This is a genomic window from Xanthomonas indica (assembly GCF_040529045.1).
Lineage (GTDB): Bacteria > Pseudomonadota > Gammaproteobacteria > Xanthomonadales > Xanthomonadaceae > Xanthomonas_A > Xanthomonas_A indica.
Genome location: NZ_CP131914.1, coordinates 2,385,340 through 2,410,201 on the forward strand (window position 1 = coordinate 2,385,340; position 24,862 = coordinate 2,410,201).

The window sequence follows — 24,862 nt, forward strand, 5'->3', positions numbered from 1 at the left end:
CCTTGGCGCGCACGCGGCAGCGCCAGCGAGGCCGCTGGCGTCCGCTGCTAGGAGTGTCGGAAGAGGGAGATCGTTGGGTGTGGCGTGAAGCAAACGAGAGGTTCAGCGCGCGCCTCGACAGCACGCCCAGCGCCGATCGCGACGAAAGTGCGCGGCCTCAGCCGCGGTCGTCGCGGGTCCACAGCCCGCCATGCTCGGACTTCACCGGAAATTTCGGTACCGGCCCGTAGGCTGGCGCGCACAGCGCGCGCCCATCGCGCACGTCGAAGCGGGCGCCGTGCAGCACGCACTCGATGCTGCCGGCGGCGGCGTCGAAGGTGCCGGGCGACAGTTCGTAGTCTTCGTGGCTGCAGCGGTCTTCCAACGCATAGAACTGGCCGTCGAAGTTGAACACCACGATCGGCGTGTCGGTCACTTCGTCCCACACCGTCTTCATTTCGCCCGGAAGCAGTTCGCCGTCCGCACAGACGAAGGTCCAGGTCTCGCTCATGCGGCACCGCCCAGCGGCTTTTCCAGGACCTCGAAGCGCAGGTCGTCGCGGCGGGGCAGGCCGAAGCGTGCATCGCCGTACGGAAACGGCTTCTTGATCCCGGTACGGCGATAGCCGCGGCGCTCGTAGAAAGCGATGAGTTCGTCGCGCAGGTCGATCACCGTCATCCGCATCAGCGGCAAGCGCCATTCCTGCCAGGCGATGCGCTCGGCCTCGGCCAGCACGGTCTTGCCCAGGCCGCCGCCTTGCGCCTGCGGCTGCACCGAGAACATGCCGAAATAGCCGGCGCCGTCCTCGTCGGCGACGTGCGCGCAGGCGACCAGCACGCCGTCGCGCTCGGCCAGCAGCACCAGGCTGCGCGGGCGCAGGATGTCGTCACGCAGCACCTCGCGGTCGATGCGGTTGCCGTCGAGCAGGTCGGCTTCGGTGGTCCAGCCGACGCGGCTGCTGTCGCCGCGATAGGCCGAGGTGACCAAGGCGGCGATGGCGTCGAGATCGTCGACAGTGGCGGTGCGGAAGGTGAGGGTGTGCATGGGGCCGATTTTAGGGCGTGCCGCAGGGAATGGGGAATGGAGACTCGGGAATCGAGATGCGCGCGCTTAACGTGGGAAGGGCGCCTTTAGCACCACTTCTGCCAGGCAAAGTCCGCACGTGGAGTGCTTTGCCGATTCCCGATTTCCTAATCCCGATTCCCGGCCCCAATCACGCCAACAGCGTGCGCACCTTGCGCAGCGCCGCCACGAAGCGCTCGATCTCCTCGTGCGTGTTGTAGAACGCCAGCGAGGCGCGGCAGGTCGCGGCGACGCCGTAGAACTGCAGCAGCGGATGCGCGCAGTGCTGGCCGGAGCGCACGGCCACGCCTTCCAGGTCGAGCAGGGTGGCCAGGTCGTGGGCGTGGGCGCCCTCGATCAGGAACGAGACCACCGCGGCCTTGCCGGGTGCGGTACCGAACAGGCGCAGGCCGTCGATCCGCTGCAGTTCCTCGGTGAGGTGCGCGAGCAGTTCGCTCTCGCGCGTTTCCACGTGCTGCAGTCCGATCGTCTGCAGATAGTCCACCGCCGCGCCGAGGCCGACGAAGCCGGCGATGTTGGGGGTGCCGGCCTCGAACTTGTGCGGCGGCTCGTTGAACACGGTGCCGTCGAAGCTGACTTCCTTGATCATCTCGCCGCCGCCCAGGAACGGCGGCATCGCCTGCAGGTGCTCGCGCCGCGCCCACAGCGCGCCGGTACCGGTCGGGCCGCACATCTTGTGGCCGGTGATGGCGTAGAAGTCGCAGCCGATCGCGGCCACGTCCAGCGGCCGGTGCGGCGCCGCCTGCGAGCCGTCGATGACGCTGACGATGCCGCGCTTGCGCGCCTCGCGGCAGATCTCGCGGACCGGGTTGACCGTGCCCAGCACGTTGGAGACGTGGGCCAGGGCCAGCAGCTTGACGTCGGCGGTCATCGCCGCGCGCAGCGCGTCCAGGTCGAGCGCGCCGTCGGCGGTGATTTCGGCGACCTTGATCGTGGCGCCGGTGCGCTGCGCGACCAGTTGCCAGGGCACGATGTTGGCGTGGTGCTCCATGCGCGACACCAGGATGGTGTCGCCGGCGCGCACCCGCGGCAGTGCCCACGAGTACGCCACCAGGTTCAGCGCGAAGGTGGCGCCGCTGCACAGCACCAGTTCGTCGGCGCGCACGTTGAGAAATCGCGCCAGCCGGGTCCGTGCGCCTTCGTAGGCCTCGGTGGCCTCGCTGCCGAGCGCGTGCACGGCGCGGCTGACGTTGGCGTTGTGGCGGCGGTAGAAGGCGTCGGTCGCCGCGATCACCTGCAGCGGCTTCTGCCCGGTGTTGGCGTTGTCGAAGTACACCAGCGGCTTGCCATGCACTTCCCGCATCAGCAGCGGGAAGTCGCGCCGGACCGCGTCCCAGTCCGGCGCCTGCGGCGTGGCGGTGTGCGCGGCGGGCCCGTTCATGCCACGCCTGCGGCGCTGAGCGCCCGCTCCAGCCGTGCCAGCAAGCCTTCGCCCAGTGCCGGCTCCAGTGCGCCCAGCGGCTCGCGGCAGAACGCAGCGGTCAGCAGTTGCTGCGCGCGCTCCTGCGGCAGGCCGCGCGAGCGCAGGTAGAACAACGCGTTGGTGTCGAGTTGGCCGACGGTGGCGCCGTGCGCGGCCTTGACCTCGTCGGCATCGATCACCAGCACTGGCTGGGTATCGATCTCGGCGTCGGCGGACAGCAGCAGGTTCTTGTTCGACAGCGCCGCGTCGGTGCCGTCGGCGCCGTGACGGATCTGGATGCCGCCATGGAAGGCCACGCGGCTGCGCCCGGTGGCGACGCCGCGCCACAGCAGTTCGCAGGCGGTGTCGCGGGCGATGTGCTCGATGCCCAGGCGGGTGTCGAGCTGGCGCCGGCCGTTGCCGAGCAGCACGCCGTTGGCGACCAGCCGGGCGTTGTCGCCCTCCAGGCGCACGTTGAGTTCGTGCCGGGCCAGCGCGCCGCCCAGTTCCAGGTCCACGCGCCGGTACTGCGCATCGCGCGCCAGCACCGCATCGGTACGCAGCAGCGCGGTGACGCCTGCTGCCTCGTCCTGCACGCGGGCGTGGCTCAGCTGCGCCCCGGCGGCCAGGTGCACGTGCGCCAGGCTATTGCTCAGGTGCGCGGCGTCGCCGGCATGCAGGTGATGCTCGACAAGGGCCAGCACCGCGTCCTGGCGCAGTTCGATTAGGTGGCGATGGTGCCAGGCCAGGTCGGTCTCGGCGGCGGTGGAGACGAACACCAGGTGCAGCGGCGCCTCCACGCGCACGCCGGCATCCACCCGCAGCACGCTGCCTTCGTCGGCGAGGGCGGCGTTGAGCCGGGCGAAGACCTCGTCGCTGCGCTCGAAGCGGCGGCCGAGGAAGCGCATGGCATCGTCGCCGCTTTGCAGGATCGTCGACAGGCGCTGCAGTTCCACCCCGGCCGGCAGGCCGGACAGGTCCGACAGCGTATCGCTGGCGCGGCCGTTGACGAACACCAGGCGCGGTGCCGGGATGCCGTCGAGCAGCGCCGCATCCACTGCCGGTGCGGTCTGCGGTGCGGGCGCGAAGCTGCGCCGTTCCAGCGCGCGCAGCGAGGTGTACTTCCAGGCTTCGCTGCGCGCGCCGGGCAGGCCGTCGCGCAGCGCCTGCTCCAGCGGCGCGCGGCGCGCGCCATCGCCGTGGAACGCGGCGGCCAGCGAGTCGAGCAGGGCGCTCATTGCACCGCCGCCTCGGGCGCCACGCGCTCCTTCAGCCAGGCATAGCCGTGCGCTTCCAGTTCCAGCGCCAGTTCGGGGCCGCCGGTCTGCACGATGCGACCATCGGCCAGCACATGCACCACGTCGGGCTTGATGTAGTCGAGCAGGCGCTGGTAGTGGGTGATCACCACGAACGCGCGCTCCGGCGAACGCAGCGCGTTGACGCCTTCGGCCACGGTCTTGAGCGCATCGATGTCCAGGCCGCTGTCGGTCTCGTCGAGGATCGCCAGCTTCGGCTCCAGCACCGCCAACTGGAAGATCTCGTTGCGCTTCTTCTCGCCGCCGGAGAAGCCCTCGTTGACGCCGCGATGCAGCAGCTCGTCCTTCAGGTGCAGCACCGCCAGCTTCTGCCGGACCAGCTTGAGGAACTGCATCGAATCCAGCTCGGCCTCGCCGCGCGCCTTGCGCTGCGCGTTGAGCGCGGCGCGCAGGAAGTAGGTGTTGTTCACGCCGGGGATTTCCACCGGGTACTGGAAGGCCAGGAACAGGCCGGCGGCGGCGCGTTCCTCCGGTTCCAGTTCGAGCAGGTCGGCGCCCTCGAAGCGCACGCTGCCGTCGGTCACGGCGTAGCCGTCACGGCCGGCCAGCACGTTGCCGAGGGTGGACTTGCCGGCGCCGTTGGGGCCCATGATGGCGTGCACTTCGCCGGGCTTCACCTGCAGCGACAGGCCCTTGAGGATGTCCTTGCCGGCAACGGAGGCGTGGAGGTTGTCTATGGTCAGCATGATATTGGGAATCGGTAATCGGGAATCGAGAATGGGGAATAGGGACGAGCAGGTAGAGGTGCAGCGGAAAGATGCGGGAAGAGAACCGATTCCCGATTCTCCATTCCCGATTCCCGGCTTCGCAGGCGTCAGCCCACCGAGCCTTCCAGCGACACTTCCAGCAGCTTCTTGGCTTCCACCGCGAACTCCATCGGTAGTTCGCGGAACACCTGCTTGCAGAAGCCGTCGACGATCATCGACACCGCGTTCTCCTGGTCGATGCCGCGCGCGCGGCAATAGAACAGTTGGTCGTCGCTGATCTTGGAGGTGGTGGCCTCGTGCTCGACGGTCGCGGTGGGGTGGCGCACCTCGATGTACGGGAAGGTATGCGCGCCGCACTGCTTGCCGATCAGCAGCGAGTCGCACTGGGTGTAGTTGCGCGCGCCCTCGGCGCTGCGCTCCACCTTGACCAGGCCGCGGTAGGTGTTCTGCCCGCGGCCGGCGCTGATGCCCTTGCTGACGATCTTGCTCTTGGTGCGCTTGCCGACGTGGATCATCTTGGTGCCGGTGTCGGCCTGCTGGCGATGATGGGTCAGCGCCACCGAGTGGAACTCGCCCACCGAGTCGTCGCCCAGCAGCACGCACGAGGGATACTTCCAGGTGATCGCCGAGCCGGTCTCGACCTGGGTCCAGGTGATCTTGCTGCGCGCGCCGCGGCACTCGCCGCGCTTGGTCACGAAGTTGTAGATGCCGCCGCGGCCTTCCTCGTCGCCCGGATACCAGTTCTGCACGGTGGAGTACTTGATCTCGGCGTCTTCCAGCGCCACCAGCTCGACCACCGCCGCATGCAACTGGTTCTCGTCGCGCATCGGCGCGGTGCAGCCTTCCAGGTAGGACACGTAGGCCTTGTCCTCGCACACGATCAGGGTGCGCTCGAACTGGCCGGTGTGGCCGGCGTTGATGCGGAAATAGGTGCTCAGCTCCATCGGGCAGCGCACGCCCTTGGGGATGAACACGAAGCTGCCGTCGGAGAACACCGCCGAGTTGAGCGCCGCGAAGAAGTTGTCGCCGACCGGCACCACGCTGCCCAGGTACTGCCTGACCAGCTCCGGATGTTCCTTGATCGCCTCGGACATCGAGCAGAAGATCACGCCCTTCTCGGCCAGTTCCTTGCGGAAGGTGGTGCCGACCGAAACCGAGTCGAACACCGCGTCCACTGCCACGCCGGCGAGCTTGGCGCGCTCGTGCAGCGGCACGCCGAGCTTGTCGTAGGTGTCCAGCAGTTCCTTCGGCACCTCGTCCAGCGAGGCGTACTTCGGGCCCTTGGGCGCGGAGTAGTAGCTCAGCGCCTGGAAGTCGATCGGCGCGATGTCCAGCTTGGCCCAGTGCGGCATCGGCATCTTCAGCCAGTGCCGGTAGGCGGCCAGGCGCCAGTCGGTCATCCATTCCGGCTCGTCCTTCTTCACGGACAGGGCGCGCACGACGTCCTCGTTCAGGCCGGGCAGGAACGAATCGGATTCGATGTCGGTGATGAAGCCGGCGTCGTAGCGACGTCCCAGCCGTTCCAGGATTTCAGCGTTTTCGGTGGCCATGGGGCTGCCTACAGGTCAGGTGGTCGCGAACCGCACGGCGATGGGTCGCCGTTTCGGATCGCCGGAGGGGGGGAGGGGGTGGAGCATCTGCGCCAGGGTCACGCCGCGCAGCGCGTCGGCGACCACGTCGTTGATCAGCCGCCAGTTGGAGCGCACGCCGCAGGTCTGGGCGATGCTGCACTGGCTGCCGTGGTGGCTGCATTCGGTGATCGCCAATGGGCCTTCCATCGCCTCGACGATCTGGATCAGGGTGATGGCGTCGGCCGGGCGTGCCAGCCGGTAGCCGCCGCGCACGCCGCGCAGGCCTTCGACCAGGCCGGCCTGGGCCAACGGCTTGAGCAGCTTGCTGACCGTGGGCGACTCCAGCCCGGCCTGCTCGGCCAGTTCGGTCGCGCTCAACACTTCGTTCGGACGCGCGGCGAGCACGGTCAGGACGACGGTGGCGTAATCGGTGAGCTTGGTGACGCGGAGCATGGCGACACGGTCGAATTTCAATGCGGACCGAAATTGTACTCTTTTGCGCCACAGGGTCCAACCCGGCCATTCATCTTTTCTTTCGATCGTTGCGATTCGGCCTCGACGGGGTGGCGTCTGACGGCCTGGCACGCGCGGGCTTGGGATCGCGGGCGATGTGCGCCAGAATCTAGGCTTTACCTGTCCGGATCGCCGCATGCCCCGCAAGATCGCCGCCCGCAAGTCCCGTATCCATGGCAACGGCGTGTTCGCCGTGCTGCCGCTCAAGAAAGGCGAGCGGGTCATCGAGTACAAGGGCCGCCGCCGCACCCACGCCGAGGTCGACCGCGACGAGGCCGGCGACGTCGAGACCGGGCACACCTTCCTGTTCACCCTCAGCGACGACTACGTGATCGACGCCAACTACGAGGGCAACGACGCGCGCTGGATCAACCACAGCTGCGCGCCGAACTGCGAGGCGGTGATCGTCGAGGCCGAGGGCGAGGACCGCCGCAAGGACAAGGTGGTGATCGAGGCGCTGCGCGACATCAAGCCCGGCGAGGAGCTCACCTACAACTACGGCATCACCCTGGCCGAGCGGCACACGCCGCGGCTGAAGAAGATCTGGGAATGCCGCTGCGGCGCCAGGAACTGCACCGGCACCATGCTGCAGCCCAAGCGCTAGCGTCACGTCCAGCCGTGCACGCCGCGCCGACGCGTGGTTCACGGCCTTGCCACTGCGGCGCTCCTAGGGTGGATGTTCCCCCATTCGAGGAGTGTCCCATGAGCGCAATGCCTTCCCTTGCCGGCAAGCAGGTGGCTGTCCTGGCCACCGACGGTTTCGAGCAATCGGAACTGCAGGAGCCCAAGCGCTTGCTGGAATCCTGGGGCGCCCAGGTCGATGTGATCGCGCCGGGCGAGGCCACCAGCATCCGCGGCTGGAACAAGAAGGACTGGGGCGACAGCGTGCCGGTGGACAAGCGCCTGCAGCAGGCTCAGGCCGGCGACTACGACGCGCTGGTGCTGCCGGGCGGGGTGATCAATCCCGACAACCTGCGCACCGAGCCGACCGCGATCGCCTTCATCCAGTCCTTCGCCAGTGCCGGCAAGCCGGTGGCGGCGATCTGCCATGGTCCGTGGCTGCTGGCCGAGAGCGGGCTGGTGCGCGACCGCCAGGTGACCTCGTGGCCGTCGCTGAAGACCGACCTGTCCAACGCCGGTGGACGCTGGCAGGACCAGGAGGTGGTGGTGGACGGCAACCTGATCACCAGCCGCAAGCCGGACGACATCCCGGCATTCGCGCAGGCCGTGGCCAAGGCGTTGGGCTGAGTCAGCGGCGGTGCGCCTGCGCCGCCACGAGATCGACGTAGAAACGGCGGCCTTGGCCGCCGTTTTTTTGCGTGCGCGGTGTGCCGGACGGCCGTCGCCGGCATGCGCAAGTTATTGCCCGGGAAGCATGCCTGCGGGCACCAGCTTGCTGATGTCCTGATTGAAACGCACTACCAGCGCGCCGTTCTCCACGCCGGCCGACTGGATCTGCACGTCGCCGAGCATGGCGGTCAGGCGCGGATCCAGCTTGTAGATCGGCTCCTTGCGCGCATAGTCCTCCAGCCAGGCATTGAGCAGTTCGCGCGTGTTGGCGTCGAGCTTGCCGCCGTTGGCGGCCGGGCGGAAGTCGTCGATGGTGGGGGACTGCAGGTGGAAGCTCTGGCTCTGCTGGTCGTAGCGCAGCGCGCTGGTCAGCAGCACCTGCCCCAGCGGCGTCGCCGCGCCACCGCCGGTGGCCATGCTCAGGTCGAACTGCATCTTCAGGCGATCGCCCGGCGGCAGGCTCAGCTTCGGGTCGCGAACGGTCATCTTGATCAGCCCGCCGAGCGCCTTGTGCGTCTGCGGGAAGCTGCCGTCCAGATAGTGCTGCACGTCGGCGGCACCGACGCTGACCTGGCGGCCCTGGATGGACGGCTCGGCCTGGACCTGGGCGGCGGTGGCGAGCAGCAGCAGCGCCGCGGCGCGCAGGGTGAACTGGCGGAAGGTCATCGAGCGGGCCCTGGCAACGAAGTGGGTTTCACCATAACCGCAGGCGGTGAATGCGCGATTAGCGGAATCGCCGCGCTCCCCGCGTCGCGGCCTTACGCGACAGGCGCAGGCGCCAGCCGCGCGAGCAGGGCATCCAGCGCCGGCTGCAACGGCGCCAGCAGCGCGCGCGCCTCGCCGTCGCTGCGCTCGCCCAGGCTGCGCAGCAACTGCGTGCCGACGATCAGCGCGGCGCGCTCGTCGCCGCGCAATCCCGGCTGGCGCTGCGCCGCCTCCAGCAGGCGCATCCAGTCCTGCCGGCAGCGTGCCTCCAGTTCGATGGTGCAGCGGCCCTGGCAGGGCAGGCCGTCGTCCTGGATCGGGGTGACGGTGACGCGGTAGCGTTGGGAGGCGGTCATGGCAGTGGCGCACGCGGTGTGTGCCTCCAAGATAGGCGCGGCCAGGCGCCACCACGAGCCTGCTGCCCGCGACGCTCTGTTCCAGTGCTTCCGTTCAGCGTCCTGCGCGCAGCAGCGGCAGCGGGTCGTAGGCGCCGCCCTCGGCGTAGATGCCGTAATGCAGATGCGGTGGGGTGCCGCGTGCGTTGCCGCTGTCGCCCACCGCGCCGAGCGGGTCGCCGGGTTCCACCAGGTCGCCGACCTGCAGCCCCGGCGCCCACGTCTCCAGGTGCGCGTAGTAGTGCCGCTGCCGGGCCGGGCCGAGCACCCAGACCTGGCGGCCGCCGAGGCCGCGGTCGGCGATGGCGACGACGATGCCGCGCGTGGCCGCCACCACCGGCGTGCCGCGTTTGGCGAAGATGTCCACGCCGGCGTGCTGGCGGTCGCGTCCGCGCGGCGCGCCGAAGGTGGCGGCGACCCGGCGCGGATCTACCCCTTCGACCGGCATGTGCAGCGCAGTCGGCGCCGGCGCCCGCGCCAGCTCCCAGCCGACGCGCAGGCGCTGCGCCCACGGATGCCGCCAGGCCCAGGCGGCAGCCACCGCCAATGCGGCAAGCAACGCCGCGCGCAGCAATTCGCGGCGCAGGCGCTGCGCTGGCGAAGGCGCGGGCGCAGCGGTCATGCGCTCAGTCCGCGTGCAGCGTCGCGGCCTGTTCCTGCAGGCGCTGCTTCAGGGCGTCGTCGATGCCGAGCTGCCGTGCCAGTTCGTCCAGGTAGCTGCGCTCCATGAAGCTCTGCGCGTCGGCGGCGAGCAGGCTGGCCAGGTACATTTCCGCGGCCATCTCCGGGGTGGTCGACGCGCGCGCCACCTCGGCCGGATCCAGCGGCTTTTCCAGTTCCGCATGCAGCCACTGCTGCACGTCGGCGTCGTTGCCGTGGAGGCGGGCGAACTCGCCTTCGATCAGGCTGCGTTCGCGTTCGTCCAGGTGGCCGTCTGCCTTGGCCGCGCCGACCAGCGCGCGCAATACCGCCTGGCTGTGCTGTTCCACTTCCAGCGGCGGCAGCCGGTCCAGCGTCTGCGGTTCGGGTGCGGCGGCACCGAGTTGCTGGCGGCGGTAGTCGCCGTAGGCGCGATAGGCCATCAGCCCCAGTGCGGCCAGGCCGCCGTAGGTCGCCAGCTTGCGCGTGGTGCGGTGCTTGCCGAGCAGCAGGCCCAGCGCGCCGCCGCTGAGGGCTCCCTTGCCGAAGTCGGCGTTGAGCAGGCCGCCCAGGCCACCGGCGGCCTGCTGTGCCGGTGCGGTCGGGGCGGCGGTGCCGGTCTTGCCCATGGCCTGGCCGGCGGCGCCCTGCGCCGATTGCAGCAGTTGGTCGAGAAAGCCCTGTAGTTTCATGCAGGTGATCCTGTCGAAGGGAAGCACCGGTATAGCCGTCGCGGCCTTAGCGGGCCGTCAATCCGGGCGCGCAGGCCGCGCAAAAAAAACGAGACGGCCGGGGCCGTCTCGTCGGTGTGCTTGCCTGGATCAGGCGACGCTGCTCAGAGCGCGGCGTCCTTGAGCTTCTTCAGCGGGCGCACCTTGAGCTTGGTGGTGGCCGGCTTGGCGGCGAACCACTGCTCTTCCTTGGTGAACGGGTTGATGCCCTTGCGCTTCGGCTTGGCCGGCACGCTGACGGCGGTGATCTTCAGCAGGCCCGGCAGGGTGAACGAGCCGGCGCCCTTCTTGCTGACCGAGCCGGCCACGGCGTGCTCGAGCGAGGCCATCACGGCGCGCACGTCCTTGGCGATCACGCCGCTGGTCTCGGCGATGTGGGCCACGAGCGCGGACTTGCTCAGCACGTCCTTGATCGGCTTGGGAGCGGCCGGTTTGGCGGCGGCCTTGGTCGCTACCTTCTTCACTGCCTTCTTCGGGGCAGCCTTTTTTGCGGTCTTTGCCATGATGTCCTGATTCCGTATTTGGTGGTTTTGGGTCGCGCCGACCCCGTCGGCATGGCGAAATGTAGGGCATGTGCTACGCCGCGCCAATAGGCCGGAAGCAAAAAAGCGCGAATATTCGCCGCGAACGCGGACTTTTCGTCGGCGGCCGGCACCGGCGCCGGCAAATCCGCGGGATGTCGCAGGGCATTGGCCGCGGCGCGCGCGGCCAATGCGATGGTTGCGCAGGAGCACACATGCGTAACGCCGCCTGGCCTATGGTCCGCCTTCCACTCACCGACAGGAGCCTCGCATGGGCATTTCGCGTCACGCCACCGCGCATTGGGAAGGCGATCTCAAGACCGGCCAGGGCCGGTTGAACACGCCGCAGAGCGGCCTGCTGGAGAACACCCGCTATGCGTTCAACAGCCGCTTCGGCGAGGAGAAGGGCACCAATCCCGAGGAACTGATCGCCGCCGCGCACGCCGGCTGCTTCACCATGGCGCTGTCGGCCAAGCTGACGGAAGCCGGCTTCCCGCCGACCGCGCTGGACACGCGCGCCGACGTCGACCTGTCGATGGAAGGCGGTCCGCAGCTGTCGCAGATCCGCCTGAAGGTCAAGGCCGTGGTGCCGAACATCGAGGCCGCGCGCTTCCGCGAGCTGGCCGACGACGCCAAGCAGAACTGCCCGGTGTCCAAGGCGCTCAGCGCAGTGCCGATCAGCCTGGAAGCGGAGCTCGGCTGAGCCCGATGCGGCCCGGCGACAGGTCGGGCCGCCATTGCGTACGCCGCGCCTGCAGCGCCCCCGGTACGATGTCCGGTACGCGGCGCGCTTGGTTCTTCAACGCTTTTTCTCTCTCGGGCATGAGCACCCGATGCAGTGCGTAGCTGTCGCAACGCTAAATGCACGCGCCGCGGCGGCCCCAATTCAGTCTGGTTTCACCGCGTCGGATCGAGCATGCAGTCGCGCGATCCACGCGCTTGGAACCATCGCCATGAACAAGCTCTCGACCCGTCTGTTGACCGCTGCGCTCGCTGTCGGCGTCATCGGCTCCGCCGCCGCGCAGGATTACGGTTACACCCGCTACGACGACTACCGCGACCGCGGCTATGCGTCCGGCACCTACGAATACGCGCGCGTGGTACGCGCCGATCCGATCCTGGTGCAGGTCAACGGTCCGCGCGAGACCACCGAGCGCTGCTACGACCGCCCGGCCTCCGGCAGCTACGCCAGCGACTACGGCTACCGCGGCACCGATGGCGGCCGCACCGCCTCCTCGGTGGTCGGCGGCATCGCTGGTGCCGTGCTGGGCAGCCGCGTCGGCGGCGGCAATGGCCGTTTCGTCGGTACCGCGGTCGGCACCATGCTCGGCAGTCTGGCCGGCCGCTCGATCTACGACACCAACACCCGCGCCTATGGCGGCGGATACGGTGGCGGCGTGGTCCGCGAATGCGATCCGGTGTCCTACCGGACCGAACGCTACGATCGCGTCGACGGCTACGACGTGACCTACGAATACGGCGGCCGCTACTACCACACCCGCACCGCCTCGCCTCCGGGCGACCGCATCCGCGTCCGCGTCGACGTCCTGCCCGACTGACGTATTGCCTGACTGACTTAAAGGGCGCCTCCTCGCGAGGCGCCCTTTGTTTTTCGCGCCCGTCCGCAGCTGCAGACGGGCGCGGCGGCCGACGGCGATCAGGGCCAGTCGATGTGGCCTTCGATCACCGTCTGCACCTGCCCGCCCGACCACACCTCGCCGGCCGCATCCACGTGCAGCGTCAGCAGCGCATCGTGGCCGACCTCGCGACCCTGGCTGGCGACATAGCGGCCGCCGTGGCCGGGCAGGGCGTCGCTGTGGTCCAGCCATGCCGCCAGCACCGCATTGGCGGCGCCGGAGGCGGCGTCCTCGAACCGCCGGCCGTTGCCGACGAAAGCGCGCACCGCCAGCGCATAGGCCTGGCCGCTGGCGCGGGCGCGGGCGTAGGCGAACACTCCCATGCTGGCGGTGCTTTCGGCCAGGGCGGCGATCGCGTCCCAGTCCGGTGCCAGCGCGCGCAGCGCGGCTTCGTCGGCCACTTCGACCAGCCACCAGCAGCGGCCGCCGTCCATGCGCACCGGCGGCAGCGCGCCCAGGGTCCAGCCGCGCAGTGCCGCCTGCAGGCGCGGATCGGCGGCATCGGCGATCTCGGCCACCTGCGCGCGCGGGGTGCGGATGGCGATGCTGCGCACGCCGGCGTCCACGTCGACCCGGAGCGGCAGCAGGCCGGCGATGCCGTCCTGCACCAGTACGCCGTCGCGCGGCGTGGCGATGCCCGCTTCCAGCACGACGTGCGCGGTGCCGACGCTGGGATGGCCGGCGAACGGTACCTCTTTCTGCGGGCTGAACATGCGCAGGCCGTAGCTGGCGTCCGGCCGCGTCGGTGCGAACACGAAGGTGGTTTCCGGCAGGCGCGTCCAGCGCGCGATGGCCTGCATCGTGGTGGCGTCCAGGCCATCGGCATCAAGCACCACGGCCAAGGGGTTGCCGTTGCCGGCGCGGGCGGAGAAGACATCGACCTGGAAGAAGCGGCGTGCGGCCATGGCGGAAACTCCGGACTGCGGTGGGGGAGGCCGGAGCTTACCAAGCGATGTTGCCAACGATCACCGCTTGCGCCAGGCCGCGATCCACACCTCTTTCCCGTCACCAGGCGCGCGACGCGGCCGTCTCGGGCCAGTTCGCGTCCCTGTTGGCGACGTAGCGCCCGCCATGGCCCGGCAGTCGCCCCTGCGCGGCCAGCATGGCGGCGGTCAGCGCGTTGGCACTGCCGGTGACCGGGACCTCGGCGACGCCGGGAACGAAGGCGCGTACCGTCAGCTGGTGTTCGTGCGTGTCGCGCGAACGCGCCAGGCCGTCTCCGGCAGGTTCGGCCAGCCGCCAGGCGCTGCATGCGCCGTGCGTCCAGGTCGATGTCGCCGAGCATCACGCCCAGCGGATTGCCCAACCCCGGGCCGGCGGAAACGCCGTCCAGTCGCTGGCCGCGGCGCTCGCTCACCGGCGCGCGGTTGGCAGTAGAATCGGGGGTTCCGCTCGAGCATTCGGGCGTTTTCCCCACATTTCAGACACCCCACTCCATGTCAGCTTCCTCTCCTGCCGATCGTTGGATCGTCCTCAAGTTCGGCGGCACCTCGGTGTCGCGTCGTCATCGCTGGGACACGATTGGAAGGCTGGCGAAAAAACGCGCGGACGAGACCGGTGCGCGGGTGCTGGTGGTGGTGTCGGCCTTGTCCGGGGTCACCAACGAACTGACCGCGATCGCCGACGGCAGCGCCGACAGCGCGCAGCGCGTGGCCGCGCTGGAGCAGCGCCACCGCGATTTCCTGGCCGAACTGGACCTCGATGCCGAGGCGGTGCTGGGCGAACGCCTGGCGGCGCTGCGCGGCCTGCTCGCCGATCCGCGCGCGGCCGAGCGCACGCTGGACTGGCAGGCCGAGGTGCTGGGGCAGGGCGAACTGCTGTCCTCCACCCTCGGCGCGGCCTATCTGCGCGCCAATGGCCTGGACATGGGCTGGATGGATGCGCGGCAGTGGCTGGACGCGCTGCCGCCGCAGCCGAACCAGAGCGCCTGGTCGCGGCGCCTGTCGGTGTCGTGCCAGTGGCAGTCCGATCCGGCCTGGCGCACGCGCTTCGTCGCCCAGCCCACGCGCATGCTGATCACCCAGGGCTTCATCGCCCGGCACGAGGACGGTGGCACCGCCATCCTCGGCCGCGGTGGCTCGGACACCTCGGCGGCGTATTTCGGCGCGCTGCTCGGCGCCAGCCGGGTCGAGATCTGGACCGACGTGCCGGGCATGTTCAGCGCCAATCCGCGCGAAGTGCCGGATGCGCGCCTGCTGACCCGCCTGGACTACTACGAGGCGCAGGAAATCGCCACCACCGGCGCCAAGGTGCTGCACCCGCGCTCGATCAAGCCGTGCCGCGACGGCGGCGTGCCGATGGCGATCCTGGACACCGAGCGCCCGGAACTGCCCGGCACCAGCATCGACGGCAATGCCCGCACCGTGCCCGGGGTCAAGGCGATCAGCCGCCGCAACGGCATCGTGCTGGTGTCGATGGAAGGCATCGGCATGTGGCAGCAGGTCGGCTTCCTCGCCGACGTGTTCGCGCTGTTCAAGAAGCACGGGTTGTCGGTGGACCTGATCGGCTCGGCCGAGACCAACGTCACCGTGTCGCTGGATCCGAGCGAGAACCTGGTCAACACCGACGTGCTGGCCGCGCTGTCGGCCGATCTGGCGGAGATCTGCCGGGTCAAGATCATCGTGCCGTGCGCGGCGATCACCCTGGTCGGGCGTGGCATGCGCTCGCTGCTGCACAAGCTTTCGGACGTGTGGGCCACGTTCGGCAAGGAGCGCGTGCACATGATCTCGCAGTCGTCCAACGACCTGAACCTGACCTTCGTCATCGACGAAACCGACGCCGACGGACTGCTGCCGATCCTGCACGCCGAACTGATCGACAGCGGCGCGATGCCGGTGGAGGAGGCCGAGGTGTTCGGTCCGCGCTGGCGCGAGATCGCCGGCACCGTGCGGCCGCGGCCGGTGCCGTGGTGGAAGGGCGAGCGCGCGCATCTGCTGCGCCTGGCCGAGGCCGGCACGCCGCGCTACGTCTATCACCTGCCGACGCTGCGCGAGCGCGCGCGTGCGCTCAAGGCGATCGCGGCGGTGGACCAGCGCTACTACGCGATCAAGGCCAATGCGCATCCGGCCATCCTGCAAACCCTGGTCGAGGAGGGCTTCGGCCTGGAATGCGTCTCGCACGGCGAGCTGCGCCGGGTGTTCGAGACCGTCCCGGAGCTGTCGCCGCGGCGCGTGCTGTTCACCCCCAGCTTCGCGCCCCGGGCCGAGTACGAAGCCGCGTTCGCGCTGGGCGTGACCGTGACCGTGGACAACGTCGAGGCCTTGCAGCGCTGGCCGGAGCTGTTCCGCGGCCGCAGCCTGTGGCTGCGCATCGACCTGGGCCACGGCGACGGCCACCACGAGAAGGTCAACACCGGCGGCAAGGCCTCCAAGTTCGGGCTGTCGGCGACCCGCGTCGACGAGTTCGTCGAGGCCGCGCGCGCGCTGGATATCCGCATCGTCGGCCTGCACGCGCACCTGGGCAGTGGCGTGGAGACGGCGCAGCACTGGCGGCGGATGTGCGACGAACTGGCCGGCTTCGCGCGGCGCATCGGCAGCGTCGAGGTCATCGACATCGGCGGCGGCCTGCCGATCCCGTACAGCGCCGACGACGAGCCGTTCGACCTGGACACCTTCGCGCAGGGCCTGGCCGAGGCCAAGGCGGTGCATCCGGCGTTCCGCCTGGCGATCGAGCCGGGCCGCTACCTGGTCGCCGAATGCGGCGTGCTGCTGGCCCGGGCCACGCAGGTGATCGAGAAGGACGGCATCCGTCGGGTCGGCCTGGATGCCGGCATGAACACCTTGATCCGCCCGGCGCTGTACGACGCCTGGCACGACGTGGCGAACCTGAGCCGGCTTGAGCAGCCGGCCGAGACCGTGTTCGACGTGGTCGGGCCGATCTGCGAATCCAGCGACGTGTTCGGCAAGCGCCGGCGCCTGCCGGCGGGCACCGCGCCCGACGACGTGATGCTGATCGCCGACGCCGGTGCCTATGGCTACAGCATGGCCAGCACCTACAACCAGCGCGAGTTGCCCCGCGAGGAGGCGATCGATGCGCGCACGGACTGAGTTCGTCGCGGGCAGCGCCGCGGCCGGCGCGCTTGCGATGGTGGCTGCCACCGCGGTGGATCAGTCGGGTACGTCGCTGCCGTGGACCGACAGCCTGAAATGGGCGTTGCCGGCGCTGGCCGCCGCTGCCATCGGCGCAGGGCTGGCGGTGCGCTGGCAGCGCCGCGGGCCCGCGGCGAGCACCGGCGCGCTGGCCCTGCGCACCTCACTCCTGGCCGCGTTGGCCTACCTGCCGGCGCTGGCGTTGTATGTGCTGGTGGCCGTCCTGGCCTCTGCCGCGTCGGTGCCAGCCGGACAGCATGGGCAACTGCTGCTGATGGCCTTCGTGTTCGGCTGCCTGCCGCTGCTGTGGGCCGCCTTGCCGTTTTCGATGATCGAATTTCTTCTGTGCCGCCGCTATCTGCGGCACACCCGTGTGCTTGCAGGACGTCCATGACCGCTTTCGACAAACAGCAGATCGCCACCTTCCGCTTCGTGCGCTGCGGCTTCGACGCCGACAGCGGCGTGGCGCGCCTGGTCTACGCGTTCGACGACGGCCCGGAGCTGGTGGAGACCATCACCGTGCCCGGCGCGCCGTTCGCGCTCGACCCGGCGCGCGCGCAGGCGGCACAGCGCGCCCTGCGCCTGCTGCACCTGGTCGCCGGCGTCAGCTACTACAAGGCGGCGGTGCCACCGCGCATCGTCATCGACGAGTACGCCATCGATGCCGAGACCGCCGCGCTGCTGGACAGCGTGTACCTGCATGGCCTGGGCGAGTTCGCCTATCGCAACGGCCTGGACCTGCGCGGGCGCATCCGCTTCCCGGCCGCCGAGGCCGGCGCGGCCGATGCGGCGGCGCTGGGCCTGCGCGACCGGGCCCTGGTGGCGATCGGCGGCGGCAAGGATTCGCTGGTCAGCATCGAGGCCTTGCGCGCGGCCGGCGTGGCGCAGACCGTGACCTGGATCGGCGGCTCGCAGCTGATCCGCGCCTGCGCCGAGCGCACCGGGCTGCCGACCTTGAACATCGGTCGCACGCTGGCGCCGGAACTGTTCGAACTGAACCGGCAGGGCGCGTGGAACGGGCATATCCCGGTGACCGCGGTGAACTCGGCGATCCTGGTGTTCGCCGCGGTGCTGCACGACGCCGGCCAGGTGGTGTTCTCCAACGAGCACTCGGCCAGCTACGGCAGCCAGATCGCCGGCACCGGCGAGGTCAACCACCAGTGGTCCAAGGGCTGGGCCTTCGAGCAGGCGTTCGGTGCCCAGGTGCAGCGCTACGTGGCCGCGGACCTGCACTATTACTCGTTGCTGCGCCCGCTGTCGGAACTGGCGGTGGCGCGGCAGTTCGCCAAGACCGACCACTACGACGCGCATTTCTCCAGCTGCAACCGCAATTTCCACATTCTCGGCGAGCGTCCGGCGCACCGCTGGTGCGGGGTCTGCCCGAAGTGCCATTTCGTGTTTCTGGCGCTGGCGCCGTTCATGCCCAAGACGCGGCTGGTGCGCATCTTCGGCCGCAACCTGCTCGACGATGCCGGCCAGGCCGGTGGCTTCGATGCGCTGCTGGAGTTCCAGGACCACAAACCATTCGAGTGCGTCGGCGAAGGCCGCGAATCGCGTGCGGCGATGGCCGCGCTGGCGGCGCGTGCGGAATGGAAGGAGGACGCGCTGGTGGCGCGCTTCATCCGCGAGATCCAGCCGCAGCTCGACCCGGCCGACCTGCGCGTGGAGCCGTTGCTGGAACTGGACGCGCAGCACCGCATCCCGGCCGACCTGTGGGAACGCGTGCGTGCGAATTTCGCAGCTTGAGGCGCAGCGCGTCGCGTTGTGGGGCTGGGGTCGCGAGGGCCGTGCGGCGTATGCCGCGGTGCGTGGCTGGGAATCGGGAGACGGAATCGGGAAAGCGCGACGCGCGCTGCCGCTGACGGTGTTCTGTTCGGCTGACGAGGCGGCGGAGATCGCCGCCTTGCACGATCCCGACCTGCACGTGGACACCGAGGCCAGCGCCGAGCGCCTGGCCGCGTTCGATGTCGTGATCAAGTCGCCCGGGATCAGTCCGTATCGACCCGAGGCACAGGCTGCCGCCGCGCGCGGCACGCGCTTCATCGGCGGCACCGCGCTGTGGTTTGCCGAGCACGCCGGCGCGGACGGGGTGGTGCCCGGCAGCGTCTGCGTCACCGGCACCAAGGGCAAGAGCACCACCACCGCGCTGCTGGCGCACCTGCTGCGCGCCGGCGGCCACCGCACCGGCCTGGTCGGCAACATCGGCGTGCCGCTGCTGGAAGTGCTGGCGCCTACGCCGCCGCCGCAGTACTGGGCGATCGAACTGTCCAGCTACCAGACCGGCGATGTCGCCCGCAGCGGCGCGCGGCCGCAGCTGGCGCTGGTGCTGAACCTGTTTCCCGAGCATCTGGACTGGCACGGCAGCCAGGCGCGCTATATCGCCGACAAGCTCGAGCTGGTGACGCACGCGCGGCCGCGCATCGCCCTGCTCAATGCCGCCGATCCGCAGCTGGCCAGCCTGCAACTGCCCGACAGCGAGGTGCGCTGGTTCAACCGCGAGGACGGCTGGCACATGCGCGGCGAGGTGGTCTATCGCGGCGATACGGCGGTGTACGACAGCGCGCAGGCGCCGTTGCCGGGCCGGCACAACCGCGGCAACCTGTGCGCGGTGCTGGCCGCGATCGAGGCGCTGGGCCTGGACGCGGCGGCGCTGGCGCCGGCGGCCGATCGCTTCCGGCCGTTGCCGAACCGGCTGCAGACCCTGGGCACGCGCGACGGCGTGACCTATGTGAACGATTCGATCAGCACCACGCCGCATGCCAGCCTTGCCGCGCTGGAGTGCTTCCGCGGGCGGCGCATCGCACTGCTGGTCGGCGGCCACGACCGCGGCCTGGACTGGCAGGATTTCGCCGCGCACATGCGCGATGGCGGTGCACCGCTGGAGATCGTCACCCTGGGCGCAAACGGCCCGCGCATCCATGCGTTGCTGGCGCCGCTGGCCGCCGACGCCGACGCCGGCTTCGGCCTGCATGCCGCGGCCGACCTGGCGGAAGCGGTGGCGCTGGCGCGCACGGCGCTGGGCGAGCAGGGCGGCGTGGTGCTGCTGTCGCCCGGTGCGCCCAGCTTCGGCGCCTACCGCGACTACGTGGCGCGCGGCCGCCATTTCGCCGCGCTGGCCGGCTTCGACCCGGACGCGATCAGCGCCATTCCGGGGTTGGGTATCGCCTGAATCGCAGCGCGGCATCGGCGCACGCGCTGCGCTGGTGTCGCGCTGTCCGCCGCGAGTGCTGCGCGTTGCGATGCGTGGGCCCTGGCCTGGCATGCGTGCTGCGGAAAGAACCTGCCCGGAAGCGGCCGCCGGGCCGCCACGCGACGGCGCTGTGCGCCTTGTCCCAGAGCCATCGCCGGCCGCAGTCGTCCTCACCTCGACGTGCATGGCTCGCTCTAGACTGCCGCCTGGTTCCCATGTGAGAAGGGCGATGCGCACACGTTCGATGATGCGGTGGACCGGTTTGCTCGGGCTGGCCTTGGCGCTGCCGCTGCCGGCCTTGGCGGCGATGCAGGCCAAGCCGGTGGAGTGGCAGGTCGGCAAGGACAGTTTCAGCGGCGTGCTGGTCTACGACGATGCCGAGCACGAGAAGCGCCCCGGCCTGGTGATGGTGCCGAACTGGCGCGGCGTCAACGACTCCGCGGTGGAGAAGGCCAAGCGCCTGGCCGGCGACGACTACGTGGTGCTGGTGGCCGACGTCTACGGCAAGGGCAAGCGACCGGCCAACGACACCGAGGCCGGGCAGTTCGCCGGCGCGTTGAAGAAGGATCCGGCCACGCTGCGCGCGCGGGCGTTGGCGGCCGTGGCGGCGCTGAAGGCGCAGGTGGGCAAGGCGCCGCTGGATCCGGCCCGGATCGGCGCGGTGGGCTTCTGCTTCGGCGGCACCACGGTGCTGGAACTGGTCCGTGCCGGTGCGCCGCTGGCCGGGGTGGTGAGCCTCCACGGTGGCCTAGCCACCGCCGCCCCGGCGGCCGCGGGCAGCGCCAAGGCACCGGTGCTGGTGCTCAACGGCGCCGACGACAAGAGCGTGAGCCGCGACGACATCGTCGCCTTCGAGCAGGAGATGAACCGCGCCGGCGCCGACTGGCAGTTCGTCAACTTCAGCGGTGCCGTGCACTGCTTCGCCGAAGCCGATGCCAACAGCCCGCCGGGCTGCCAATACAACCCCCGCGCCGCCAAGCGTGCCTATCGCATGCTTGAGGACTTTTTCGAGGAGCGGTTCGGGCGGGAGTAGGGAGGTGCCTCCGGGATTCGGGAGGTGCCTCGCGCAGCGCGCTTGGCGGGATTGGGGATTGGCAAAAGCGATGGGTCGCGCTTTGCCAATTCCACTGTGGTAGCCAGGCGCAACGCGTATGCGCCGCTGACTCGGGCGGATGAGTCCGCAACACGTCAGGTGTCACGAATCGCTTTGACCAATCCCCAATCCCTCCGGCGCGCGGTAGGGCGCCGATGGCGGCCAAACGGGCCTAATGAGCCCTTACGATGTCTTGGAGGAGCGCTTGAGTAAGTGCGCCTGCGCCGCGGCGATGGCGCCGTCCATGGCCGCGCGCGCTTGCGGGCTGTTGCGCCAGCAGGTGGAGCCGAGCAGCGCCGCAGCCTGTTCAGTGAGTTGCCGTGCATCGCAGGCAGCTAGCGCCTGCAGCGAATGCACGCCCAATTGTTCCAGGCGCGCGACCACGGTGGGGCCGACGCCTTTCACCGCCAGCAGCACGGCACGGTCCTCGGCGTTAAAGGCGATCATGCCCGCGCAGCGATCAATGTCTGCGTTCGACCGCGTAACGCGCCAGCCCGCGCAGGGCGGCCACGGCCTCGTTCTCCGGCAGGCCGTCCAGGGCGCGCTCGGCGGCGGCGGCGTAGTCGGCCGCGCGGCGGCGGCTGTAGTCGATGCCGCCGCTGGCCTCGATCGCCGCCAGCACCTCCGGCATCGCGCTGGCGTCGCCCTGTTCGACGATCTGGCGCAGGCGCGCGCGGGTGGCGTCGTCGGCATGCGCCATGGCGTGGATCAGCGGCAGCGTGGCCTTGCCCTCGGCCAGGTCGTCGCCCAGGTTCTTGCCCAGGTCGGCGGCGTCGGCGGTGTAGTCGAGCACGTCGTCGGCGATCTGGAATGCATAGCCCAGCTGCATGCCGTAGTCGTACAGGCGCTCCTGCACGTCCTCGCTGGCGCCGGAGGCCAACGCGCCGAGGCGGGTGCCGGCGGCGAACAACACCGCGGTCTTGCGCTCGATCACGCGCAGGTAGGCGGCCTCGTCGGTGTCCGGGTTGTGCACGTGCAGCAGCTGCAACACCTCGCCCTCGGCGATGCGGTTGGTGGTGTCGGCCAGCAGGCGCATCACCGCCATGCTGTCCAGCTCCACCATCAGCTGGAAGCTGCGCGAATACAGGAAGTCGCCGACCAGGACGCTGGGCGCGTTGCCCCACAGGGCGTTGGCGGTGCTGCGGCCACGGCGCAGGTCCGATTCGTCCACCACGTCGTCGTGCAGCAGGGTCGAGGTGTGGATGAATTCGATGATCGCCGCCAACTGGTGCTGCATCGGCCCGCCGGCGCCGCAGGCGCGGCCGGCCAGCACCACCAGCATCGGCCGCAGGCGCTTGCCGCCGGCGGAGACGATGTGGTCGGCGATCTGGTTGATCAGCACGACGTCCGACGCCAGGCGGCGGCGGATCAGGGCGTCCACCGCGGCCATGTCCGGCGCGGCGAGCATCTGGATCTGGGGCAGGCCCAGGGCGGGGCTGAGGGATTCGGCGATGCTCATGCGGACAGGACTGGAAACGTGCGCAAAGTATAGGCTGCGCGGCCACATCCGTCCCGCTGTGGGCCGGGGCAGGGGGCGGAGGGCTTGCCACGCCTGGGTCCGCGCGCCCTGTGGCCGCGCCCCGGCAGGATTCCGACAGGCCAATACGGCGTTTTCCGGGGTGCCAGCGGGCGCCTGGCGCAGGCCGCTCCAGCCCGGCGATGTTAGGATTGCTCCCCGAAATCTTCTTTACCGCTCTGCGCGCCCCCCCGGCCGCGGAGACCCCAGACGGAAGCAGCTCATGGCCCGCGGCATCAACAAAGTCATCCTCGTCGGCAACCTCGGCAACGATCCCGACACCAAGTACACCCAGGCCGGCATGGCCATCACCCGGATCAGCCTGGCGACCACCAGCGTGCGCAAGGACCGCGACGGCAACCAGCAGGAACGCACCGAGTGGCACCGCGTCGTGTTCTTCGGAAAGCTTGGCGAGATCGCCGGCGAGTACCTGCGCAAAGGCAGCTCGGTCTACGTCGAAGGCTCGATCCGCTACGACAAGTACACCGGCCAGGACGGCGTGGAGAAGTACTCCACCGACATCGTCGCCGACGAGATGCAGATGCTCGGCGGCCGCGGCGAGGGCGGTGGCGGCGGCATGGGCGGTGGCGACCGTCCGCAGCGCTCGGCCCCGCCGCGCCAGGAACGCTCCGGCATGGGCGGTGGTGGCGGTGGCGGTGGCGGGCAGGATTACGCGCCGCGCCGGCAGCAGCCGGCCCCGCAGCAGTCCGCGCCGATGGACGACTTTGCGGACGACGATATCCCGTTCTGATTCTTAGTGGTTCTGCGATGCAGACAAACCCCGGTAAGCCAGTGTGCTTGCCGGGGTTTTTCTTTTTGCACGAGATATTTTCCTTTCTGCCGGCCTGGGCTCTGTGTTCTGCGCCGAGATGGTGTAAACGATGGGCGATGGGCATCGGGTGGGCCGACGCGTGCATGCACGCGGCGAGTGCCCCGCTGTTCTCGCCTTCGCCGAATCAGGTTGATCGCCAACGTGGCTTCGCGCGCCGTCGCTTCGCGCGCCGCCTTTGCGCGGCGTCTCGTGCCGGGTTCATGCTGTCGCTTACGGCAGGCGAGCGTGGCCGGACGGACCAAGCGTCGTAGGAGTGGCTTTAGCCGCGACGGCGTTCCCGGGAAAACCTGTCGCGGCTAAAGCCGCTCCTACGAAAAAGCACATCGGCGGCACTCTTCGCCGCACCGCGATCGTGTCCCATGAATGCGCGTAGCAGCGTGGCGGGGATGCTCTGAAGCTCTCGGTCGCAATCATCATCCCAGTCACCTTGCAGGCCGTCCAGTGCCGTGGGAACACGGCTTTACCGGCGTGTCGCCATGCTTCGCTGCGTGGGCATGTCCACACGCATGTCAGCCAGCTCTTCGCTGCATATCTGCTCGGCCACCTCCGTGCGCCGGCCAAACTCATTACCGTCACGCAGCGATCAGCGCCACAGGCGTTGTGCCCTGCAGCATGGGTTTTCGTGCACCGCGTCTTGCAAAAAAGTCATTCCCTCCCGTATGGTTCAATCGATTGAATCGCGGCGATTCGTCAGCGTTTGAGACCGGTTGGGAGGCCGGAAGGTGGATGTCTATCCATTCGATCGGACCGGCGCCGGCCTCGGGGTTCACGAGGCGAGACGCGCTGCGCATGGCGGTCGCCGGGAGCCTTGGCCTTGGGGCGGCAGCGGGCATGCTGTCGGCGCGTGCTGCTGGCACGCCGCTCAGGGGCAACCTGAAGCAATCCGTGGCCCGCTGGACGTTTCCGCAGCTGTCGACCGCACAGCTTTGCCAGGTGGTGAAGGGCATGGGGTTCGCCGCCATCGATCTGGTTGGCCCGAAGGATTGGCCCACGCTCAAGGCGAATGGCGTGTACTGCGCGATGTGCAACGGCGCGGAACTCGGCCTGGACAAGGGCTTTGCCGGCAGCCAGTTCCACGACGAGCTGGTCGAGCGCTACACGCGGCACATCGACCTGGTGGCCGATGCCGGCTATCGCAACCTCATCTGTTTTTCCGGCAATCGGAATGGCATGGATCCCCAGGACGGCATGGCTAATGCCGAAGTCGGGCTCAAGCGCATCCTCCGGCATGCCGAGAAGCGCGGGGTCGTGCTGGTGATGGAGCTGCTGAACTCCAAGGTCGATCATCCCGACTACCTGTGCGACCACTCCGCCTGGGGCGTCGAGCTGTGCCGGCGGATCGGCTCGGACCATTTCGGCCTGCTCTACGACATCTACCACATGCAGATCATGGAGGGCGACATCATCGCCACCATCGGCAAGCATCACGCGTTCTTCAAGCATTACCACACCGCCGGCGTTCCGGGTCGGCACGAGATCGGGGACGCTCAGGAGCTCCACTATCCCGCCATCTGTCGCGCGATCCGCGATACCGGTTTCGACGGCTATCTGGCGCAGGAGTTCGTTCCTGCGGCACCGGATCCCGTCGGCTCGCTGCGCGAGGCGATCCGCCTCTGCGACGTCTGAAACGATATCCACCCAGGTGAAGTAGAAC

The 24,862-nt window shown here is 69.4% G+C and carries 26 protein-coding genes and 1 pseudogene; 11 read left to right on the forward strand and 16 right to left on the reverse strand.

The window, feature by feature from the left end:
• Window positions 1–157 precede the first annotated feature (157 nt).
• From Q7W82_RS10315 to Q7W82_RS10345, 7 genes are all read right to left on the reverse strand, one after another.
• Window positions 158–490 carry a non-heme iron oxygenase ferredoxin subunit gene (locus Q7W82_RS10315; RefSeq protein ID WP_242156789.1) on the reverse strand — a complete coding sequence of 111 codons (333 nt, stop codon included), beginning with the start codon at window positions 488–490 and terminating at the stop codon, window positions 158–160.
• Complete coding sequence (locus Q7W82_RS10320; RefSeq protein WP_242156791.1) at window positions 487–1,023, reverse strand: GNAT family N-acetyltransferase; 537 nt, start codon at window positions 1,021–1,023, stop codon at window positions 487–489. Before Q7W82_RS10320 ends, Q7W82_RS10315 begins: the two co-directional genes overlap by 4 nt.
• Before the next feature lie 169 nt (window positions 1,024–1,192).
• Window positions 1,193–2,443, reverse strand: a complete 1,251-nt coding sequence (locus Q7W82_RS10325) for a cysteine desulfurase (protein ID WP_242156793.1) — start codon at window positions 2,441–2,443, stop codon at window positions 1,193–1,195.
• Window positions 2,440–3,702 (reverse strand): Fe-S cluster assembly protein SufD, encoded by a 1,263-nt coding sequence (gene sufD / locus Q7W82_RS10330; protein ID WP_242156795.1) that lies wholly within the window; start codon window positions 3,700–3,702, stop codon window positions 2,440–2,442. The genes Q7W82_RS10325 and sufD overlap by 4 nt, the downstream gene beginning before the upstream one ends.
• Window positions 3,699–4,466 carry a Fe-S cluster assembly ATPase SufC gene (sufC, locus tag Q7W82_RS10335; RefSeq protein WP_242156797.1) on the reverse strand — a complete coding sequence of 256 codons (768 nt, stop codon included), beginning with the start codon at window positions 4,464–4,466 and terminating at the stop codon, window positions 3,699–3,701. The genes sufD and sufC overlap by 4 nt, the downstream gene beginning before the upstream one ends.
• Window positions 4,467–4,594: 128 nt before the next feature.
• Window positions 4,595–6,037: a Fe-S cluster assembly protein SufB gene (gene sufB / locus Q7W82_RS10340; RefSeq protein WP_242156799.1), complete on the reverse strand. Its 1,443-nt coding sequence runs from the start codon at window positions 6,035–6,037 to the stop codon at window positions 4,595–4,597.
• Between the two features lie 15 nt (window positions 6,038–6,052).
• Entirely contained in the window at window positions 6,053–6,511 is a 459-nt protein-coding gene (locus Q7W82_RS10345) for an SUF system Fe-S cluster assembly regulator (RefSeq protein ID WP_242156801.1), read from the reverse strand.
• Between the two features lie 196 nt (window positions 6,512–6,707).
• Between Q7W82_RS10345 and Q7W82_RS10350 the strand changes: the two genes are divergently transcribed.
• Together Q7W82_RS10350 and Q7W82_RS10355 are read left to right on the forward strand one after the other, a co-directional pair.
• Complete coding sequence (locus Q7W82_RS10350; protein WP_160947046.1) at window positions 6,708–7,175, forward strand: SET domain-containing protein-lysine N-methyltransferase; 468 nt, start codon at window positions 6,708–6,710, stop codon at window positions 7,173–7,175.
• Window positions 7,176–7,273: 98 nt separating this feature from the next.
• On the forward strand, window positions 7,274–7,819 hold the full coding sequence (locus tag Q7W82_RS10355) for a type 1 glutamine amidotransferase domain-containing protein (protein WP_242156803.1): 546 nt from the start codon (window positions 7,274–7,276) through the stop codon (window positions 7,817–7,819).
• Between the two features lie 111 nt (window positions 7,820–7,930).
• On the opposite strand, the gene Q7W82_RS10360 is transcribed toward Q7W82_RS10355, so the two are convergent.
• The 5 genes from Q7W82_RS10360 to Q7W82_RS10380 all read right to left on the reverse strand — a co-directional run bounded on the left by Q7W82_RS10360 (window position 7,931) and on the right by Q7W82_RS10380 (window position 10,834).
• Window positions 7,931–8,527 carry a DUF1439 domain-containing protein gene (locus tag Q7W82_RS10360; RefSeq protein WP_242156805.1) on the reverse strand — a complete coding sequence of 199 codons (597 nt, stop codon included), beginning with the start codon at window positions 8,525–8,527 and terminating at the stop codon, window positions 7,931–7,933.
• Window positions 8,528–8,619: 92 nt separating this feature from the next.
• Complete coding sequence (locus tag Q7W82_RS10365) at window positions 8,620–8,922, reverse strand: DUF3861 family protein (RefSeq protein ID WP_160947043.1); 303 nt, start codon at window positions 8,920–8,922, stop codon at window positions 8,620–8,622.
• 94 nt (window positions 8,923–9,016) lie between these two features.
• Window positions 9,017–9,583: a M23 family metallopeptidase gene (locus tag Q7W82_RS10370; RefSeq protein ID WP_242156806.1), complete on the reverse strand. Its 567-nt coding sequence runs from the start codon at window positions 9,581–9,583 to the stop codon at window positions 9,017–9,019.
• Between the two features lie 4 nt (window positions 9,584–9,587).
• The gene (locus tag Q7W82_RS10375) at window positions 9,588–10,292 is read right to left on the reverse strand and encodes a tellurite resistance TerB family protein (RefSeq protein WP_242156809.1); all 705 of its coding nucleotides are present in this window, start codon (window positions 10,290–10,292) and stop codon (window positions 9,588–9,590) included.
• 143 nt (window positions 10,293–10,435) lie between these two features.
• Window positions 10,436–10,834 (reverse strand): HU family DNA-binding protein, encoded by a 399-nt coding sequence (locus Q7W82_RS10380; RefSeq protein ID WP_026143706.1) that lies wholly within the window; start codon window positions 10,832–10,834, stop codon window positions 10,436–10,438.
• Between the two features lie 289 nt (window positions 10,835–11,123).
• On the opposite strand from Q7W82_RS10380, the gene Q7W82_RS10385 reads away from it, so the two are divergent.
• Together Q7W82_RS10385 and Q7W82_RS10390 are read left to right on the forward strand one after the other, a co-directional pair.
• Complete coding sequence (locus Q7W82_RS10385; RefSeq protein WP_010342002.1) at window positions 11,124–11,555, forward strand: OsmC family protein; 432 nt, start codon at window positions 11,124–11,126, stop codon at window positions 11,553–11,555.
• A 250-nt stretch (window positions 11,556–11,805) separates the two neighbouring features.
• Window positions 11,806–12,411, forward strand: a complete 606-nt coding sequence (locus Q7W82_RS10390) for a glycine zipper 2TM domain-containing protein (protein ID WP_160947040.1) — start codon at window positions 11,806–11,808, stop codon at window positions 12,409–12,411.
• A 98-nt stretch (window positions 12,412–12,509) separates the two neighbouring features.
• Here the strand turns inward: Q7W82_RS10390 and Q7W82_RS10395 are convergent, their stop codons facing one another.
• A complete protein-coding gene (locus Q7W82_RS10395; RefSeq protein WP_242156810.1) occupies window positions 12,510–13,394 on the reverse strand; it encodes a PhzF family phenazine biosynthesis protein in 885 nt (294 codons plus the stop codon).
• A gap of 113 nt (window positions 13,395–13,507) precedes the next feature.
• Window positions 13,508–13,668: pseudogene (locus Q7W82_RS10400) on the reverse strand (phenazine biosynthesis protein); the annotation flags it as partial.
• Window positions 13,669–13,925: 257 nt separating this feature from the next.
• Here Q7W82_RS10400 and Q7W82_RS10405 point away from each other — a divergent pair.
• The 5 genes from Q7W82_RS10405 to Q7W82_RS10425 all read left to right on the forward strand — a co-directional run bounded on the left by Q7W82_RS10405 (window position 13,926) and on the right by Q7W82_RS10425 (window position 20,800).
• Window positions 13,926–16,535 (forward strand): bifunctional aspartate kinase/diaminopimelate decarboxylase, encoded by a 2,610-nt coding sequence (locus Q7W82_RS10405; protein ID WP_242156812.1) that lies wholly within the window; start codon window positions 13,926–13,928, stop codon window positions 16,533–16,535.
• On the forward strand, window positions 16,519–16,971 hold the full coding sequence (locus Q7W82_RS10410) for a hypothetical protein (protein ID WP_242156814.1): 453 nt from the start codon (window positions 16,519–16,521) through the stop codon (window positions 16,969–16,971). Before Q7W82_RS10405 ends, Q7W82_RS10410 begins: the two co-directional genes overlap by 17 nt.
• A complete protein-coding gene (gene murL, locus Q7W82_RS10415; RefSeq protein WP_242156816.1) occupies window positions 16,968–18,323 on the forward strand; it encodes a UDP-N-acetyl-alpha-D-muramoyl-L-alanyl-L-glutamate epimerase in 1,356 nt (451 codons plus the stop codon). Before Q7W82_RS10410 ends, murL begins: the two co-directional genes overlap by 4 nt.
• The gene (gene murD, locus Q7W82_RS10420) at window positions 18,304–19,746 is read left to right on the forward strand and encodes a UDP-N-acetylmuramoyl-L-alanine--D-glutamate ligase (protein WP_242156818.1); all 1,443 of its coding nucleotides are present in this window, start codon (window positions 18,304–18,306) and stop codon (window positions 19,744–19,746) included. The genes murL and murD overlap by 20 nt, the downstream gene beginning before the upstream one ends.
• A gap of 250 nt (window positions 19,747–19,996) precedes the next feature.
• The gene (locus Q7W82_RS10425) at window positions 19,997–20,800 is read left to right on the forward strand and encodes a dienelactone hydrolase family protein (RefSeq protein ID WP_242156820.1); all 804 of its coding nucleotides are present in this window, start codon (window positions 19,997–19,999) and stop codon (window positions 20,798–20,800) included.
• A gap of 243 nt (window positions 20,801–21,043) precedes the next feature.
• Here the strand turns inward: Q7W82_RS10425 and Q7W82_RS10430 are convergent, their stop codons facing one another.
• Entirely contained in the window at window positions 21,044–21,307 is a 264-nt protein-coding gene (locus tag Q7W82_RS10430) for a helix-hairpin-helix domain-containing protein (protein ID WP_242156822.1), read from the reverse strand.
• A 13-nt stretch (window positions 21,308–21,320) separates the two neighbouring features.
• The gene (locus Q7W82_RS10435) at window positions 21,321–22,319 is read right to left on the reverse strand and encodes a polyprenyl synthetase family protein (RefSeq protein ID WP_242156824.1); all 999 of its coding nucleotides are present in this window, start codon (window positions 22,317–22,319) and stop codon (window positions 21,321–21,323) included.
• A 280-nt stretch (window positions 22,320–22,599) separates the two neighbouring features.
• Here Q7W82_RS10435 and Q7W82_RS10440 point away from each other — a divergent pair, with 280 nt between their 5' ends.
• Both Q7W82_RS10440 and Q7W82_RS10445 read left to right on the forward strand, forming a co-directional pair.
• Entirely contained in the window at window positions 22,600–23,127 is a 528-nt protein-coding gene (locus Q7W82_RS10440; RefSeq protein WP_048489408.1) for a single-stranded DNA-binding protein, read from the forward strand.
• Window positions 23,128–23,934: 807 nt separating this feature from the next.
• On the forward strand, window positions 23,935–24,834 hold the full coding sequence (locus tag Q7W82_RS10445; RefSeq protein WP_242156826.1) for a TIM barrel protein: 900 nt from the start codon (window positions 23,935–23,937) through the stop codon (window positions 24,832–24,834).
• The last annotated feature ends 28 nt before the right edge of the window (window positions 24,835–24,862 follow it).